Below are 16,685 nucleotides of genomic sequence, written 5' to 3' on the forward strand. Positions count from 1 at the left end.
CACCGGCGTGGTCGGCGGTGCCGCGCTCAGTCCCCGCCAGTGGCTGCGGGGGCGGGGACCGTGCTCCGGTACGCCATGGCCAGCCGAACGAAGCCTTCCTCAAGCGTCACCTGCGGTGACCAGCCCAGTGCCTCTCGGGTTCGGCGTTGGTCGAACCAGTGGGCGGTGGACAACTGCTCGGCCAGGAACCGGGTCATGGGCGGTTCCTCGGTGCGCCGAAGCGCCGACCACAGCCGCTCCACCACGGCGCCGCCGGCCTTTGCCACGGCCACCGGCACCCGAAGCCTCGGTGACGCCGTACCGGCGGCGACGCAGATCCGGTCGACGAGCTCGTGCACCGTCCGCGGCTCACCGTTCGTCACGACAAAGGCCTGTCCGTGTACGCCGACCTCGGGGGCCCGGTCGATCGCGGCGACGAGGGCGTCGGCGGCGTTACTGACGTACGTCGTGTCGATCAGGGCGGTTCCCCGGCCGACCAGTGCCAGCCGGTTGCCCCGGGCCCGCTCGACGATCCGACCCACCAACTGGGTGTCGCCCGGCCCCCAGACCAGGTGGGGGCGGATCGCCACCACGGCGAAGTCGGGCGAGTCGGCGGCCAGCGCGAGCAACTCCGCCGAAGCCTTGCTCCGGGCGTAGTGGCCCCGGGCACGGTCCGGGTCGGCGGCACCGGCGCCGACGCCGGCCAGGCCGGTGCCGTGGTGGGCCACCGACGGCGAGGACACGTGCACGAATCGCGTCACGCCGGCTGCCCGGGCGGCGGCGAGCAGGGTGGCCGTACCACCGATGTTGGTGTGCGCGAAGTGTTGCCACGGCCCGGTCATCGACACCTTCGCGGCCAGATGGACCACGGCGTCGACTCCTTCGGTGGCCGCGCGTACCGCTTCCGGATCGGTGATGTCGCCGCGGTGCTCGTCGACCCCGACCAGGCCGGTGGGCCGACGCTGCAGGACGCGGACGTGGTCGCCGCGCATCCGCGCAGCCGCGGCGGTGGCGCCGCCGAGCATGCCGCTGGCACCGGTGACGAGGATCTTCACGGGCGGCGCAACCCCCCGCCGGCGAGCACTCGTTCCGCCCAGTGCCGCAGCCGGGTACGGTCGATCTTCGAGTTGTGGCGGATGTCCGTGGGCAGGGCCGGGACCACCAACACGGCCGCGACCGGTGTCGCGGCTGCGGCGCGTACCGCGGCGGCCAGGTCACGGCTGGCCATTCGGGCACGGCGGCTCCCGGGCAGGGTTTCCGCGATGACCACGACCTTTGCCACCCCGGGCGGTCCCACACCGACCACTGCGGCCCGCGCGATCTGCGGCAACGACTCGATTCGCTGTTCGGTCCCGACCGGAGTGAGCACGCCGTCGGACGTGACCAGGACGTGGGCAAGCCGACCCTGCACCCACAGTCGGCCGTCGGAATCCAGGTAGCCTACGTCGCCCGTGCGGTGCCATCCGGGATTGCGGGAGCTGTCCCGCTCGGTCAGCCAGAGCCCGTCGTATCGGTCCTTGACATGCGCGGCCCTGACCAGGATCTCGCCGGTGCGCCCAGGGGCGCAACCGGGTTGCTCGGCAGGCGTGCCGGTCGTGTCCAGGGCCGCGATCGCCACCTGGACACCGGGCAACGGCCGGCCGACGCAGACACCGTCGCCCGGCCCGGCGTCGACGATCTCGTCGAGGGTGACGTCGGTGACCGGGAGAACCTCGGTCATTCCGTAGGGGGTGTGCGGCTGCGCCTTGGGCATCAGCACCCGCGTCTGGGTGAGCAGTGCGGCGGGCACCGGCGCGCCCGCGCTGAGCAGCAATGTCACCCCCTGCAACGCGGCGCGGTGACGATCGTCCAACACGTCGCCGGTGTCGACCACGTTGCGTAGCGCGGCCGGTGACGCGAACACCGCCGAGCCGTCGACCGCGGCTGTCGCCTCGGCGAGAGCGGTGGCGGTCAACGTCCCTGGTGCGGTGACCCTCATGTCCGGGATCGCCGAAGGGGCACCGAGAGCCGGCCCGAACAGTGCGAACGGCGCGAAAGCCGCCACGATCCCGGCGTCGGTGTTCACCCCGAGATCGAACAGCGCGTCACGCATCGCGGCGAGTTGGCGATGGGTGTAGACCACACCCTTCGCCGGCCCGGTGGAACCGGAGGTGAACAGCACGGCCGCGTCGTCGTCCGGTTGTGGGGGGGCCGGAAGTTCCCGGACGTCGGCGCCGAGGCGGGCAAGCCCACCCAGGGTCAACGCCCCCAACGCGGCGGCGCCCGGCCCGGCTCCGATACGCCGTCCGGGCCAGCCCATGGCCCGCGCGACGGCGAGGCCCCGGCCGACGGCGACCAGGTGCGCGGGGTCCGCGCTGCGCAGGGCCCGACTCATGCCGGCCAGTCCCAGACCCGGATCGACCACCACGATCACCGCACCGATGCGAAGACACGCGTAGACGGCGGCGGTCAGGTCGGCGCCGGGCGGTACGAGTAGTGCCACCCGATCACCGCGGCGCACTCCGGAGGCCGACAACCCGGCCCCGATCTCCCGGATCCGCTGCCACAACAGGGACCAGCTGACCTGCCGGCCGTTGTTCGCCAGCTCCACCAGGGCGACCGACCGGTCCTCGGCGCGCTCTGCCAACGCCGCCCACAGCGGACGCCATGGCACCGCCGGTGCCGGTGCAGATGCCGGAGTCGGGTCGGCGGGCCGGCGGTCCAGTTCAACCAGCCACCGAGCCACCGCACCGGCGACATCAGCATCCTCGGGGAGCAGGTGACCGGCGCCTTCGAACCGGTGCAACCGCGCATGCGGCAGCCGGTTCCGCAGGTCCCGGAGATGCACGTCGCCGAAGACCGGGTCACGCGGCCCCCACAACAGCAGTGTCGGGATCTCCGCCAGCGTGTGCAGACCCTGTGCGACGTCTTGCAGCGCCTGCCAGCTCGAATGGTCTGATCCGAGCGGGATGTCCGCGACGAAGCCGCCGATCGCCGCCCGCCGGTCCGCCCCACGGTACGGAGCGAGGTAGCCCTCTCGCACCGGCTCCGGCAGCCACGGGTTCGCCAGGGCGAGGGTGGCCTGCAGGAACGTCGGGGTCCGCACGGTCACCGCCGGCAACACGCCGGGCAGCCGGGCCAGGCGGATCAGCGTGGGCGCCGGCGACCCACTCGGCTGGTGCACCGCGGTGTTGGTCAACACGACACCACGTAGCTGATCACGGTGCCGCAGTGCCCAACCCAACGAGATGGACCCGCCCCAGTCGTGCCCGACCGTGACCACCGGCCCGGTCAGTCCCAGCGCGTCGGTGACCGTGGTGAGGTCGTCGATCCGCTGCGCCAGCCCACGTACGGTGCCGGTGCGCTCGGAGAACCCCATGTCCAGGTGGTCCACGGCGACCACCCGCCACGGCGGTGCGTCAACCCGCCCGAACCGGGCCAACAGGTGTCGCCACAGGTACGACCAGGTCGGATTGCCGTGCACGCACAGGATGGTCCCCACGGGTCGGACCGGACCGGCCGCGTCCTCGGCAGCGGTGTCCAGCACATGCCAGGTGCGCTGCACGCCCTGACTGTCTGCCGCGGTGACCCACCGGGACCAGGCACTATCCAGTCCCGACAGCCCGAGCGGCGACACGGTGTCTCGATTGCTCACCACACGATCTCCAGGGCACACGTGTTCAGGCCGGAGCCGACCCCCATACACAGCACCCGGTCACCTGAGTTGAGCGATCCGGCGTGGTGAGCCAGGGTCAGCGGCAGCGACGCCGGGCCGACGTTTCCCCACAACGGGAACGTCTCGGGAACCTTCCGAGGGTCGAGGCCGAGCCGGCTGACGACGCCGTGCGTGTGCGCCGCCGAGACCTGGTGCATGACGTAGAGGTCCATGTTCTGCCAGTCCCACGCCCCGGCGCGCGCCCAGGCCGCCGCCGCGAGGTCCACCCCCGCGTCGAGCAGACCCTTCGCGTCGGTACGCATCCGCGTGCTGTCCCCGACACACAGCGTGTGGTGTTGCGTGGCCGCCCGACTCACCCCGCCGACCAGGCGGTGCCCCTCCTGGTGGGCGTCGGCGGCGGCCAGCACCATCGCGGCGGCGCCTGACCCGAGGGTCAACGTGGCGAACTGCTCCCGGACGTCGTCGCGGGTGGAGTCGGACCGGCGTAACCGCTCGATCGTCGCCTGTTGCGCCTCGCGGGCACTCTCGCCCGCCACGATCAGCGCGTACCGGATCTGTCCGGCGTCGATCATGTTGGCAGCGACCTGGATCCCGTTGACGAACCCGAGGCAGGCATTGGCGATGTCGAAGTTCAAGGCCGACGGCGGCAGGTCCAGGGCGTGGTGGATCGCCACCGCCGTCGATGGCTCCAGATGCGCTCGAGACACGGACGTGTTGATCAACAGGCCGACGTCATGCGCGTCGACACCCGCCTCCGACAGCGCCTTCGCCCCGGCAGTCGCCGCCGCGTCGGCAAACCCGAAACCCTCCGACCACCAGCGCCGCTCCTGGACGCCGGCGATCCGCTGAAGCATCCGTGGGCGCAGCCTCAGCCGCCGGAAGGTCTCGCTCAGCTGCTCGTCGAACTGATCAGAGGTGACGACGACCGGAGCTTCCACAGCCGCCACCGACATTATCGCCGTGTTCGTGTAGCGATACTCAGCGTTGCCCCGCGTCATCCATCCTCCGCCCGTCGCCCACCTTGAGAGCTCGAAGCTATCCGCCCGGTTCCACCAATCACCAACGGCCGATCGGTATCGCGGTGAACGTCACCCACCGGACCACACGCATCCAGGACACCGGTTCGGTCTGCCGGCGGAGCAGGTGATTCCACGGCTGCTGCGCTACGTCGCCGTGCGGACCGTCCGACCAATCGCGAAGTCGACTCTGGACGGCGTCTCCGTCGTCAGCGAGACCCCGGACACAGCGCGGATCCATGCCCTCACGTCACAGCCTGCCGAGACAATTTAGCGACACCCTGTCGCAATCCTGACGACAGGGTATCGCATAAGGGATATTTTGGGCATCAGCAGCTGATCGCCGATTACACCGGTATGGGTGCCGCAACCGCCCGCGAACTTGCCCGGCGGGGCCGTCACCCAGGCGCTCCCGCCCGCGCTCCTGCACGGCGGAGGTCGCGTGATCACCATCAGCTCGATCGGCGGCAATGCCCACCTACGGGGCGTACGCCGGTGCGGCAGCCCGCTGGTCCAGCCACGCCAGGATCGTCCCGGTCGTCTCCTGCGGTTTCTCCTGTTGGATCCAGTGACCGCAGTCCAGACCGACCACGTCCACGTTCGGCACGAATGCCGTCAACCTCTCCGCCCTGGCGACCGGGTCACGGTCGCCGTAGATCATGAGGGTGGGCTGTCGGATGATCGGGTCCGCAGCTGCCAGCAGCCGCCAGTTGCGGTCCAGGTTCCGGTACCAGTTGATTCCGCCCGTGAACCCTGCCGACTCGAAGGCGGAGACGAAGACGGCCAGCTCGTCGTCGCTCATGACGGGCTCACCGGGCGGGGTTTCCGCCCTGGCGAGGTTGATCAGGGCGTTGCCCGGCTGGGGCTCTGCGGGGGGCACGTTCTTCCGGTACAGGTTCCGCAGGAACCGGAACGGGTTCTCCTCGAACACGGCGTCCGCGACGCCCGGCTGCCGGTTGAAGTGCACGAAGTAGAAGTCGGGGCCGAGCACGGCCTCCATAGCCTCGATCCACGGCACCTCTCCGCGCTCCTGGTAGGGCACGCTCAGCGCCACCACGCCGTTGACCCGGTGCGGGTGCAGCAGGGTCAGGCCCCAGACGACGAATGCGCCCCAGTCGTGGCCGACGAAGGTGGCGTCGGCGTAGCCGTAGTGATCGAGGAGGGCGACGAGGTCACCGGACAGCTGGGCGATGTCGTAGTCCGTCACGTCGGCGGGACGGGACGAGTTGCCGTAGCCCCGTTGGTTGGGGACGATCACGTGGTAGCCCGCCGCTGCCAGGGCCGGCACCTGATGACGCCAGGAGAAGGCGTGCTCCGGCCAGCCGTGACAGAGCACGATGGGACTACCTGCGTTGTGCCGGCCGGCTTCGAAGACTTCGAGTTCCACACCGTTGACCGCGATGCGGGTGGGCTCGGGAAAATCGGTTGTCATGCCGGCATCATGCCGACCGAAACCGGTCACCTCCTGACCGGTTTCCGTGGCAGTGTCGTCCGGGTGCGAGCCGACCGATTGGTGGCCATCCTCCTCCTGCTGCAACAGCGCGAACAGGTGACCGCGGCGGAGGTCGCCCGGGAGCTGGAGATCTCCGAGCGCACCGCCCGCCGCGACCTCGACGCCCTGGGCATGGCCGGCGTACCGGTGTATTCCGTGCAGGGCCGGGGCGGCGGCTGGCGCCTGGTGGGCGGCGCCCGCACCGACCTGTCCGGGTTGACCGCGGGTGAGGCCCGCGCCCTGTTCCTGGTCGCCGGCCCGGCCTCGGCGGTCACGCCGACGGTGAAGGCGGCGCTGCGCAAACTCGCCCACGCCCTGCCGGAGCCGTTCCGGGCGCAGGCCGAAGCGGCGTCGTCGTCACTCGTCATGGACCCGCAACGGTGGGGGTCGAGCCCGGTCGAGGCCCGACCGCCGCGTTTCCTCGGCGAACTCCAGGACGCGGTGATCCGCGGCGTCCAGGTCCGGCTCGGCTACGTCGACCGGGAACGCACCGGCACCGAGCGGACCGTCCACCCGCTGGGCATCGTCGCCAAGGGTCCGTCGTGGTACCTCGTCGCCACCACCGGGGCCGGCCGGCGGACCTTCCGGATCGACCGCGTGTCCTCCGTCGCCCCGACCACCGATCCCGTGCACCGACCCGAGGACTTCGACCTCGCCGAGAGCTGGCGCGAGATCGCCGACGAGGTCGAGCGCCGGCGGACACCGGTCGAGGCCCACGCGATGTGCACGCCCCACGCGGTAGGCGTGCTCCGGATGGGGTTCGGCGCTCGACTCGACGTGGGAGGTTCCACCACCGACGGCCGGATCGAGGTCGTGATCCGCGGCAACGACGAGAGGATCCTCGCCGGCGAGCTTGCCGGGCTGGTCGACTACCTCGAGGTGACCGGCCCGCCGGGGGTGCGGGACCAGCTGGCCGCGATCGGCACCGTGCTCGTCGAGCGGTACGGCTCGCAGCGGCACGCGCCTCGGACGCCACGGCAATGATCAACGTGGTCGACGGTGCTCCACGGTCAAGGCGACGCCGAATTTTGCATAGCCATTGAACTAATCCGGGTGCTGGACGTAGGGTCGGGTCCCGAGCTACGGAGGCACCGCCATGGGTGACGCGAGGACCCTCGTCGCCGGGGTCGATTCGTCGACCCAGTCGACCAAGGTCGTGGTCTGCGACGCCGGGACCGGCGAGGTGCTCCGCGCGGGCCGCGCCCCACACCCCGACGGCACCGAGATCGACCCACGGTCGTGGTGGGCCGCGTACGAGCAGGCCAGCGCCGGCCTGCTGGACGGAGTCGCCGCGATCGGCGTCGCCGGACAACAGCAGGGCATGGTCTGCCTCGACGACGCGGGCGAGGTGCTGCGCCCCGCCATCCTGTGGAACGACACCCGCTCGGCGCGTGCCGCCGTCGACCTGACCACCGAGTTCGGCGGCCCGAAGGCATGGGCCGACGCCGTCGGGCTGGTGCCGGTGGCCAGCTTCACGGTCACCAAGCTGCGCTGGTTCTCCCGCGCCGAGCCCGAGCTGGCGGACCGCACCAGCATGGTGCTGCTACCCCACGACTGGCTCACCCACCGGCTGCGCGCCGACGGCGGGGAGCCGACGACCGACCGGGGTGAGGCGTCCGGCACCGGCTACTGGTCACCGGCCGTCGGCGCGTACCGGCAGGACCTGGTGCGGCTCGCGTTCGGTCGGGACGTGGCACTCCCCCGGGTGGCCGGGCCGGCCGAGGTGGTCGGGGAGACCGCCTCCGGGGCGCTGCTCTCGGCCGGCACCGGCGACACCATGGGCGGGGCGCTCGGCGTCGACCTGCGGCCGGGTGACGTGGTGGTCTCGCTGGGCACCTCGGGGTGCGTGTACGGGCGCAGCGACGTACCGACCGCCGACGCCAGCGGGCTGGTGGCCGGGTACGCCGACGCGACCGGCCGGTTCCTGCCGCTGGTCTGCACGCTCAACGCGGCCCGGGTGCTGGTCACGGTCGCCGACCTGCTGGGCCGGTCACTGGCGGAGTTGGACGACCTGGCGCTCGCGGCGCAACCCGGCGCGGGCGGGTTGACCCTGCTGCCGTACCTGGACGGGGAACGCACCCCCGATCTGCCCGACGCGCGCGGCCTGCTCGCCGGCCTGACCCGGGCGAACGCGTCGGCGGCGAACCTGGCGCGGGCCGCGGTGGAGGGCATGCTCGGCGGCATCGCCGACGCCCTCCACGCGCTGCGCGCCCAGGACGTCCCGGTCGACCGGGTGTTGCTGATCGGCGGTGCGGCGCGGTCCCGCGCGGTGCGGGCGGTCGCACCGGCGTTGTTCGGTGCGCCGGTGAGCGTGCCGCGCCCCGCCGAGTACGTGGCGCTCGGCGCGGCGCGGCAGGCCGCCTGGGCGCTGTCCGGCGACGTCGAGCCGCCGCCGTGGCCGGTGGAGGCCGAGGAGGCCACCGCCGACGGCACCCCCGGGGTCTACGAGCGCTACGTCGACGTCCGCCAACGGGCGCTACCGCTGCTGACGTGACCCCGGCGGCGCGGAGCGGGTCGGGCGCTGACGGCGATGCGCCCGGGTCCGTTCCGGGCGGTCACCGCCGACGACCGTCGCGGTGGCGTATGCGTTCTCCGGTACGCCCCCGATGCGGGCGACGCGCCAGCCGGACCCGGTGTCCAACATTCGTCCGCCCGTCCGCCCGCCCGCCCGTCCGGCCGGCCGGCCGCAGCGCAGCGGAGCACCCGTCTGGCGCGGATGCCCCGCTGCGCACGACCTCGTCCGGGGTGACTACCGGAAGGTGACGTCACTCCTGTTGACCTTGCAGTTGGCGTCGTTCCAGCCCTCACCGAGGTAGCTGGGTTCGCTGCCCTTGGGCACACCCTTGTACTTGCCGCAGATGGTGGCCGAGCCGATCACGACCACGCGGGTGATCGTGGCGGTGTCGTTCCAGTTGCTGTTGATGCCGGCGAGCATGTCGATGTCGTCGACCAGGACGTTGTCGATACGCACGTGGCGGGTGTACGAGGTGGTGCAGTTGCCGCAGCCGCGGTACAGCTTGCCGGACCCCTTCAGGTAGAAGCCGGAGATGTTGACCGTGCCGTTGCCGTTGTGCTGGAAGGTCTTGTCGCTGCCGCTGCGCGCACCGCCACCGATGATGTACGAGGTGCCGCCGTTGGTCTGCTTGAAGGTGGCGGCGTCCTCACCGATGTCGTTCCACCACACGTTGCGCAGGGTGCAGGTGCCTTCGCAGTGCACGCCGTCGCCGGCCGGCGAACCGAGGATGACGTTCTGCAGCGTGCCACCGTTGGCGATCTTGAACATCGGGTCCTGCGACTCGCCCTGCCCACCGTCACCGATGCAGCAGTAGGTCTTCATCCCGCCGTCGAAGGTGCCGGAGACGTTGACCGTGCCGGAGATGCTGACCGAGCCGGCCGACGACGGCCACGCTCCGGTCGGCGTGCCCGGATTGCTGGTCGGGCCGGACGTCGGACTGCTGGTGGGACCGGAGGTCGGGGTCGACCCGCCGCTTGCGTACGTCTCGAACTCGGCGATCCGCGGGGTGCCGGACGCGCCGGTGATGACGAAGGAGATCTTCTTCAGCGACGTCGAGGAGAAGTTGACGGTGCTCGGGGCGCTGCTGCCGCTGGCCAGGACGGCGCCCGTGTCGTTGTTCTTGAGCTGCCAGCCGCTGATCGAGCCGCCGCCCGAGGCCAGCACGATGACGGCCGAGGACACCGTGGTGGCGCTGCCCCACTTGACCGAGATCGTGCCGGTCGATCCGCTCGGCGACCAGTAGGTGCCGGTGTTGCCGTCGATGACGTTGCCGTAGCTGGTACCGCTGGCCTTGCTGGAGCCGTCGGCGCCGGCGCCGAGGCTCAGGTTCGTGGCGGCCGAGGCGCTGGGAATCTGTAGCGCCAGCGCGACGACGGCGCCTGCGACCACGGTGGCGCTGCCGGCCAGCCACCGCGAGGCGACTTTGCGTCTCATCTGATCTCACCTTTCGAGCGGGAGCACCTGGTTTGGGAAAGCGCTTTCCATCAAAGATAGAGACCAGTCGATGATGAGGCAAGGGTCACACCTGACTCGTCCGGTTTGTCGCGAAAGAACCGGTGCGGTGCACCGAGGCCGTCGGGCCGGGTCAGCGACGCGTCCGATCGCCGCAAGGGCGCTGCAAATCCCAGGACTGACAATGGCGTCGGTAAATTGCTCCGGACGGACCCGTCTGCGGGCACCGACCGATGGTGCGCAACTATCATGGCGGGCAGTCGCGAGCGCTACGGACAGGAGGCACGCGTGCGGCTCCTCCTCACGTCCGCAGGGGTCACGAACGGGAGTATCCACGAGGCGCTGGTCGACCTACTGGGCAAACCGATCGCCGCCTCCAGTGCCCTCTGCATCCCCACGGCGCTGTACGGCAACCCCGTGTCCGGACCAGCCTCGGCCTGGCGTTTCATCACCGGTCAGACGCCGCTGCCCATGTGCGGCCTGGGCTGGGAGTCGCTGGGTGTCCTGGAGCTGACGGCGTTGCCCAGCATCGGCGGGCAGCGGTGGGTTCCCTGGGTGCGGGACGCCGACGTCATCCTCGTGGCCGGCGGCGATGCGGCATACCTGTGCCACTGGATGCGGCACTCCGGGCTGGCGGACCTCCTGCCGTCACTGCCGGACACCGTCTGGGTGGGGCTGAGTGCGGGGAGCATGGTGCTGACCCCCCGGATCGGCGCGGAATTCGTCGCGTGGCAGTCCGCGCCCGACGACCGCACACTGGGAGTCGTCGACTTCTCGATCTTCCCGCACCTGGGTCTTGAGCCCGACAACACCATGGCTGATGCCGAGAGATGGGCGGCCGAGATCGCGGGTCCGGCGTACGCCATCGACGATCAGACGGCCATCACGGTGACCGACGGCGTCGTCGAGGTCGTCTCCGAGGGGCAGTGGCGGCGGTTCCCCTCGTAGCTACGGCCAACGGCGGTCGCCTGGCGGAGCACCCGCTCGCTCCGCCACGTACCGCAGCCGAACACGCCGCGACGACCCGGCAAGGCGCCGTCAGCAGGCCGTGTCGTGCCTCGGCAGCTGCCCGTGCACCAGGTAGGCGGTGACGGTGCCGGTCAGGCAGGCGTTGGCCTGGCCGCTGAGCAGCGGCACATGGGTCTGCTTGTCCACAGTGACCAGCCGGGAGCCGGTGATGGCCCGGGCGGTCGCGATCGAGTTGGCCGGCGGCACCGAGGCGTCGCGCAGTGCGGCGACGACGAGTGCCGCCGGTGCCCGGTTGCCGACCAGCGGCGGTGTGTTGTCCCGGCTGACCGGCCAGAAGGCGCAGGGGTTGACGTTGGCGATCGACGGACCGAAGACCGGATGGCGGGTGCCGAGTCGGTTCAGGTCGCGGCGGTAGGTCGCCAGGTCACGGGGCCACGCGTCGTCGCCGCAGCGGAACGCCATGTTGACCGCGGTGTGGTTGTCCGCCGGCACGCCCGGGGTCCCGGGCAGGGGGGCCGGCCGCGGGTCGAGGGGGATCGGCGGCGGGATGTGGGCGAGGATGGCGGCCAGGTCGGTCGCGACCACCGGCCAGAACTGCTCGAAGTACGTCGCGATGACCGTCAGGGAGCCGAGTTCGCCGGCGGTCCACGCGTGGTCCCCGGCCACGATCGGGTCGAGCGCCGCCTCGGCGAAAGCCCCGCTCAGGGTTTGCGCGACCTCGGTCGGCGTGCCACCGAGCCCGAACGTCGCGTCGTTGTCGGCGAGATACCCGGTGAAGGCGGCGTAGTTGTCCTCGAAGGCCGGGAGCCGTTCCAGCTCGTAGGGCCGCCAGGCGAGGTCGAGGTCGACCGGGCTGTCCAGCACGAACCGGTCCGCCCGGTGCGGGAAGAGCGTGCCGTACGCGACGCCGAGCATCGCCGCGTACGACCCCCCGAGGAAGGACAGCTTCCGCTCGCCGAGGACTGCCCGGATGGCGTCCATGTCGCGGGCGGCCTGCGCGGTCGTGGCGAACGGCAACGCCCAACCGGCGTGCCGGGCGCAGGCACGGGCGTACTCACGGGCCTCGACGGCGGTGTCCTCCAGGGACTGGTACGTCGCGGTGCGCACCCAGTAGCCGCCCGGTTCCTCCTCCGGCTGGCCGCAGGTGATCGGGGTGCTGCGTTCGACGAAGCGCATGTCGAACCCGACGATGTCGTACCGGGCGAGCACCGCCGGATCGACGACGGCGGCGAGGTTCAGCGGCTCGGGCACACCGGCACCACCCGGTCCGCCACCCGTGGTGACCAGTACACCGCGGCGCAGCGCCGGGTCGGTCGCGGCCAGCCGGGAGATCATGATGTCGATCCTGGGGCCGGCCGGCCGCGCATGGTCGAGCGGCACCTCGACGGTGGCACAGCGCAGGCGCGTGTCATCGACACCGGGGCACGCCCGCCACGCGAGGGTCGCCCCGCTGGCCGTCCCGGCCAGGGCCGCTCCGGCCGGGGCGACGGCCATGGTGAGGCTGGCGACAACGACAGCGACCACCGCCCGCATCCACGCCTCCAACCATCGACGCCTATTCATCTGTGTCGCACACGCTAGGACGCACGCCTCCACACCGCAACGTGCCTTTTCCGGCAGCACTCTTGCGCTGCACGGTCAGGCGTCCACGGGTGGTTGTTCCACCGCTGGGCGCAGGCGGCGGTGGTGACGCTGCAGGCGACGCGTTCGGGAAGGTCGGCGTCACCGCCGCCGCCCGCAGGAGGAGTTCGTGGTATGGCGGGGCGGTTGCGGCGATGAAAAGCTGAAGTGTCCGTGCCCACTGAGGCCTAACCGCGTTCGGCGGCACGCCCGGTGATGTCAGCGCAGTGGTCGTAGTGGTCGGCCCAGACTTGGTGTAAGGCATCGCACGATCACGACATCCGCTAAGGACGGACAGCAGGAATGATCAACTCCAGCGCGGACCACCACATCGCAGCGACCGTCCCCGCAATGAAGACGATAATGTACGTCTCGTACCATCGGTAGAAATTGCGTAACGTCGGTGGCGCCCGGAAGTCCGGCTGCAGGACGTCGGACAACAGTTGACACTCTTCGTGGCGGTAGTCGAGCCAGGTCAGGACGCCAACGACCACCACAAGGACCGTAAAGGCTGCAACGACGGTCACCAACCACAGGAGAGCAAGAATTCCCGCCCGAACAGTGCCCGTTGGAATATTCCAGTCGCGGTAACCGACGAACAGAGCCAATGCCGCGCCGATCAGCGTCGTGGCCAGCGTCTGGTAGATGCCGAGGAAGCGGTGAACATTCTCGTTGGCGGCGTGGATCTGCTGCAGGATGTAGCGGTACCGCTCGAGTTGGAACTCAGTCTGAGCTGCGGCGTCTTTGTGGATCCCCACACAGTCCGGATCGGGGGACCAGCGCTCATCGCGCTGACCAGCCCGTCGTCGCGGGTCGCCACCACGCCCCACCGGCAACCGTCCGGAACTGACCAGCCGAGGTGATCGCTTCACTTATCGGCCGCCCTGGCCTGACCTGCCACACCAGACGGGCGCTGCAGCCGTACCATTTCGACACGTTCGATGCCGCCGCCGACAAGCGACACCGGACACCGCTCGTCACCATCCTCATCCAAGTGCATCGGCTCCATCAGGTCGAGCAGATCGGGCAGCGCAAGCTCCCACATCGCCGCGATGACACGTATCACCAATCCGACCGATCCGAAATTGCCTGTATCATACCACCAACTCCGAGCATTCCATTTCACTCCCTGCAGTTCCGTGTCGGCAAAGCGCTCATCCTTGGGCCGCGGCAACACTTCCTCCGGATACAGCCACTCAGAGTAGAAATTGACGACGAGACAGTCTTCGGGAAATTGCAGCTCGCCGCCACCGAAAGAAATGAACCACGGAGTACCGTCCGACCGGTAGTGAACGTAGAAACTACTGTCTACCAGTAGAATTGTATTCCGAGCCTCCAGCCAACCATGCAGATCCGCCACATCGAGCGCTCGGCCACTCGACAACGCACATGGCAGTTGTGGTGCCACAGCGCCCAATGCCCGGCTCAGGTTACCGATGATCTGGCGTTGCTCCGACCCGATTCGCGGGCTGCGGCCCACCCGATCGGCCTGCGACTCCGCCCATCTGGTGAGCTGCTCGGGGTTGGCGTCCGGAAATGACCGCAGCCGGTCTGCGGTCAGGGGACTGCCGACAAAGACGCCCATGGTCTCGCGAAGGGTGTCGGATTCCAAACCACCCACGTATATCTTTGAATGACAGTTCACCCAACCCCCTGCTCCGCAGGTTCCCTCCCACATCGACGTCATCATGGCCCTACCGATCACTTGACCATGCTCGTCACGTAGTTCCTCGGCCCGTTCGAGAAAACGTTGGTGATACTCCTCGAGGCCAAGCCGGCGCCCGTAGGTATCGTCGGGTCGAAGGTAAACGCGCTCGAACAATTCCGAGTCTGAGATCGCTAACCAGTCATTTGCGTTGACCAGGCGCACGGGCAGGGGGTCGTCTGGCCCCTGCACATCGACATGCACCCGCGCCAGAGCGCACATGGGCAGCACCATCGCGTGCAGGTACTCGGTATGTGTGAGCCGTCGACTCGCATTGCGGAACAGTCCGTTGCCGGACCGCGGCTCCACCCTCAGGCAGGCGCGTATAACAGTTCCTGGCTGACGGAGCCATTCGGCACGCTCGGCTGCACGAAGCAACGGTCGAACCGACACGCCATTCGCAAATTCCAGCACATGAGTATCTCGCGCCGCTTCATCCAGCGCCAGGCTGCGGACGATCACCTTATCGGCGATCATGAAGATAGAGAAGAAGCCGATACCGAAGCGCCCGGTGGGCTGGAATCCACTCAGTTCCGGATATTCCGTCAACATGTCGGCAGACCGCCATCGGGAGAAACCAAAGTCGGTCAGGGCCGAAACCATCGTGTCTGGCTGCATACCGATCCCTTGGTCGGCCACCGTCAGCCACCAAGAGCCGCCCTCCAGGGTCAGTCCGATCGTGACCGTGCCGGGCGGCGCGCCTTCCCGTGCCGCGCGAGCCAATGTCGCATCCGAGGCGTTGGCGATCAACTCCCTCAAAGCCACATCCGGCCGCTTCCCGTACAGCTTTTCTCCACCGAGATTGCCCACCACCTTATCGACATCGGTGACCCTGATCCGCGCGTCAATGGGGCGCCACCGGTCAGTCTGCAGGTAGGCCGCGAGCCGGTCGGGAGCATCCGCACCAGCGACCGACCGGGCCCGGAAACGGGGGCGCTTGAGGTCAGCGCAGAGCGCATCGACACGACGCAGCTCGCCGTCAATCATCTGGATTGTCTCGTGGGCCAACCACCAGGCGGGCGCCTCCGCCCCTGCGAAACGTCGCGTCGATGTATACACGAGACGATCATCGTCCAGCTGTGGACGGGTCAGTCGCTCCTGGAACACCCAGTGGTCTTCGGCGACGCCACTCGGACGCCGGAACGCGTGCACGTAGCTCGGCGCGCGCCGGCTGTCTATGTGCGCCGCATCGGCCAGGCGCAGAATGCAAGCGATCTTCAGCGGATCCACGGTCCAGGCTGGCGGGTGGTCCGGGCGGGAACCCTGCACCCGGTCCAGGTCGCGTAGTCGACCAACATCCCACCAGTGACTCTCGGCAATTTCGCCGATCATGCTTCCGTAGTCAAGTCGGAGACTGAGATCGGCCAAGAGATAGTTGTCACTCCCATCTGGTCCGACGAAGGGGGTTCGTAGCAACTGCTGGGCCCGTTCGGCATGACGCCGCCGTAGCAGCTCGACGAGTGCCTGCTTTTGTGCGACAACATTGATCGTCGACTGGTCCGCAGCCGGTTCCAGATTCTGCAGTCGCTCTGTCGCGATAGCCAGGAGCCCCGCATAGGCAGGATCGGCGATGACCTGGTCCGCACCACCGGGATAGGCGCAAAGCCCCATCCCAAGATCGTGCATGAGAAAGGCACCGCCGAGCACAAAAGCTTCGGCTGGATTGATCGGAAAGTCGACGCCGCAGACGATGGACGCGGTGTCCCAAAGCGCGTCGATATGAGAAATGGAGTGGTCGGTGAACATCGGCATAGAAATCACGATCTCGTTGGCGAGCGGCGCAACCGTCGACCGGAACTGTTGATACGCGGCTCGCAAAGCCGCCCGCTGCGCTGCCCAGCAATCCCCGGGAACTTCGCCGAGCGTCCGGCGCCACAACGGCGACTGCTCATAGGACATCTGATCTGTCGAGATGACCATAAGGAGGAGCCCCTTCAAACATCGCGTGGGATTGAAGGCCACGCCGGATCACAGTCAACCGAAACAGGGAGCAGCTCTTCTTTGGTCCACCAGCCCGCGACCACCAGCAGCATAAGAATGCTCCTTAGATGCTGCCCCCATGAATGTGGGAGAGTCGACCGCGACCGGGAACCTGAATACCGGGCAACTGCCAATTTGGATTTCCGATCTTACTAAGGCTCGGTAGGGGATCACGATTCGAGTCGGGAACCGGACTCTCGTGTTGCGCAGGGCTTGATCAAGTTCCGGGGGTGTCCGGATCGTTGGTGATGCCCAGGATGGTGAGTGCTCGTTGGGGTTCGTCGCGGATCGCTCGGGTGGTC

11 protein-coding genes are annotated in these 16,685 nt (G+C 69.1%); 3 read left to right on the forward strand and 8 right to left on the reverse strand.

Features of this window, described 5'->3' with window-relative positions; translation table 11 throughout:
• Nucleotides 1-26: 26 nt before the first annotated feature.
• From AB0K25_RS16555 to AB0K25_RS16570, 4 genes are all read right to left on the reverse strand, one after another.
• On the reverse strand, nucleotides 27-1,034 hold the full coding sequence (locus tag AB0K25_RS16555; RefSeq protein WP_357537453.1) for an NAD-dependent epimerase/dehydratase family protein: 1,008 nt from the start codon (nucleotides 1,032-1,034) through the stop codon (nucleotides 27-29).
• Nucleotides 1,031-3,613 carry an alpha/beta fold hydrolase gene (locus tag AB0K25_RS16560; protein ID WP_363820946.1) on the reverse strand — a complete coding sequence of 861 codons (2,583 nt, stop codon included), beginning with the start codon at nucleotides 3,611-3,613 and terminating at the stop codon, nucleotides 1,031-1,033. Before AB0K25_RS16560 ends, AB0K25_RS16555 begins: the two co-directional genes overlap by 4 nt.
• On the reverse strand, nucleotides 3,610-4,632 hold the full coding sequence (locus tag AB0K25_RS16565; RefSeq protein ID WP_363820949.1) for a 3-oxoacyl-ACP synthase III: 1,023 nt from the start codon (nucleotides 4,630-4,632) through the stop codon (nucleotides 3,610-3,612). The genes AB0K25_RS16560 and AB0K25_RS16565 overlap by 4 nt, the downstream gene beginning before the upstream one ends.
• 496 nt (nucleotides 4,633-5,128) lie before the next feature.
• Nucleotides 5,129-6,082: an alpha/beta hydrolase gene (locus tag AB0K25_RS16570; RefSeq protein ID WP_255597643.1), complete on the reverse strand. Its 954-nt coding sequence runs from the start codon at nucleotides 6,080-6,082 to the stop codon at nucleotides 5,129-5,131.
• A 63-nt stretch (nucleotides 6,083-6,145) separates the two neighbouring features.
• Between AB0K25_RS16570 and AB0K25_RS16575 the strand changes: the two genes are divergently transcribed.
• Nucleotides 6,146-7,126, forward strand: coding sequence for a WYL domain-containing protein (locus AB0K25_RS16575; protein ID WP_363820952.1), 981 nt, complete (start codon nucleotides 6,146-6,148; stop codon nucleotides 7,124-7,126).
• A 112-nt stretch (nucleotides 7,127-7,238) separates the two neighbouring features.
• The gene (gene xylB, locus AB0K25_RS16580) at nucleotides 7,239-8,636 is read left to right on the forward strand and encodes a xylulokinase (RefSeq protein WP_363820955.1); all 1,398 of its coding nucleotides are present in this window, start codon (nucleotides 7,239-7,241) and stop codon (nucleotides 8,634-8,636) included.
• Nucleotides 8,637-8,891: 255 nt separating this feature from the next.
• On the opposite strand, the gene AB0K25_RS16585 is transcribed toward xylB, so the two are convergent.
• Entirely contained in the window at nucleotides 8,892-10,091 is a 1,200-nt protein-coding gene (locus AB0K25_RS16585) for a pectate lyase (RefSeq protein WP_363820957.1), read from the reverse strand.
• 306 nt (nucleotides 10,092-10,397) lie between these two features.
• Here AB0K25_RS16585 and AB0K25_RS16590 point away from each other — a divergent pair, with 306 nt between their 5' ends.
• Nucleotides 10,398-11,057, forward strand: coding sequence for a Type 1 glutamine amidotransferase-like domain-containing protein (locus AB0K25_RS16590; RefSeq protein WP_219470147.1), 660 nt, complete (start codon nucleotides 10,398-10,400; stop codon nucleotides 11,055-11,057).
• 90 nt (nucleotides 11,058-11,147) lie between these two features.
• Here the strand turns inward: AB0K25_RS16590 and AB0K25_RS16595 are convergent, their stop codons facing one another.
• From AB0K25_RS16595 to AB0K25_RS16605, 3 genes are all read right to left on the reverse strand, one after another.
• Complete coding sequence (locus AB0K25_RS16595) at nucleotides 11,148-12,641, reverse strand: alpha/beta fold hydrolase (protein WP_219463378.1); 1,494 nt, start codon at nucleotides 12,639-12,641, stop codon at nucleotides 11,148-11,150.
• A gap of 341 nt (nucleotides 12,642-12,982) precedes the next feature.
• Nucleotides 12,983-13,456: a hypothetical protein gene (locus AB0K25_RS16600; protein WP_219463380.1), complete on the reverse strand. Its 474-nt coding sequence runs from the start codon at nucleotides 13,454-13,456 to the stop codon at nucleotides 12,983-12,985.
• 110 nt (nucleotides 13,457-13,566) lie between these two features.
• Nucleotides 13,567-16,302, reverse strand: coding sequence for an ATP-binding protein (locus AB0K25_RS16605; RefSeq protein ID WP_219463382.1), 2,736 nt, complete (start codon nucleotides 16,300-16,302; stop codon nucleotides 13,567-13,569).
• Nucleotides 16,303-16,685: the final 383 nt, after the last annotated feature.

The organism is Micromonospora sp. NPDC049257 (assembly GCF_040678915.1).
GTDB classification, from domain to species: Bacteria; Actinomycetota; Actinomycetes; order Mycobacteriales; family Micromonosporaceae; genus Micromonospora; species Micromonospora antibiotica.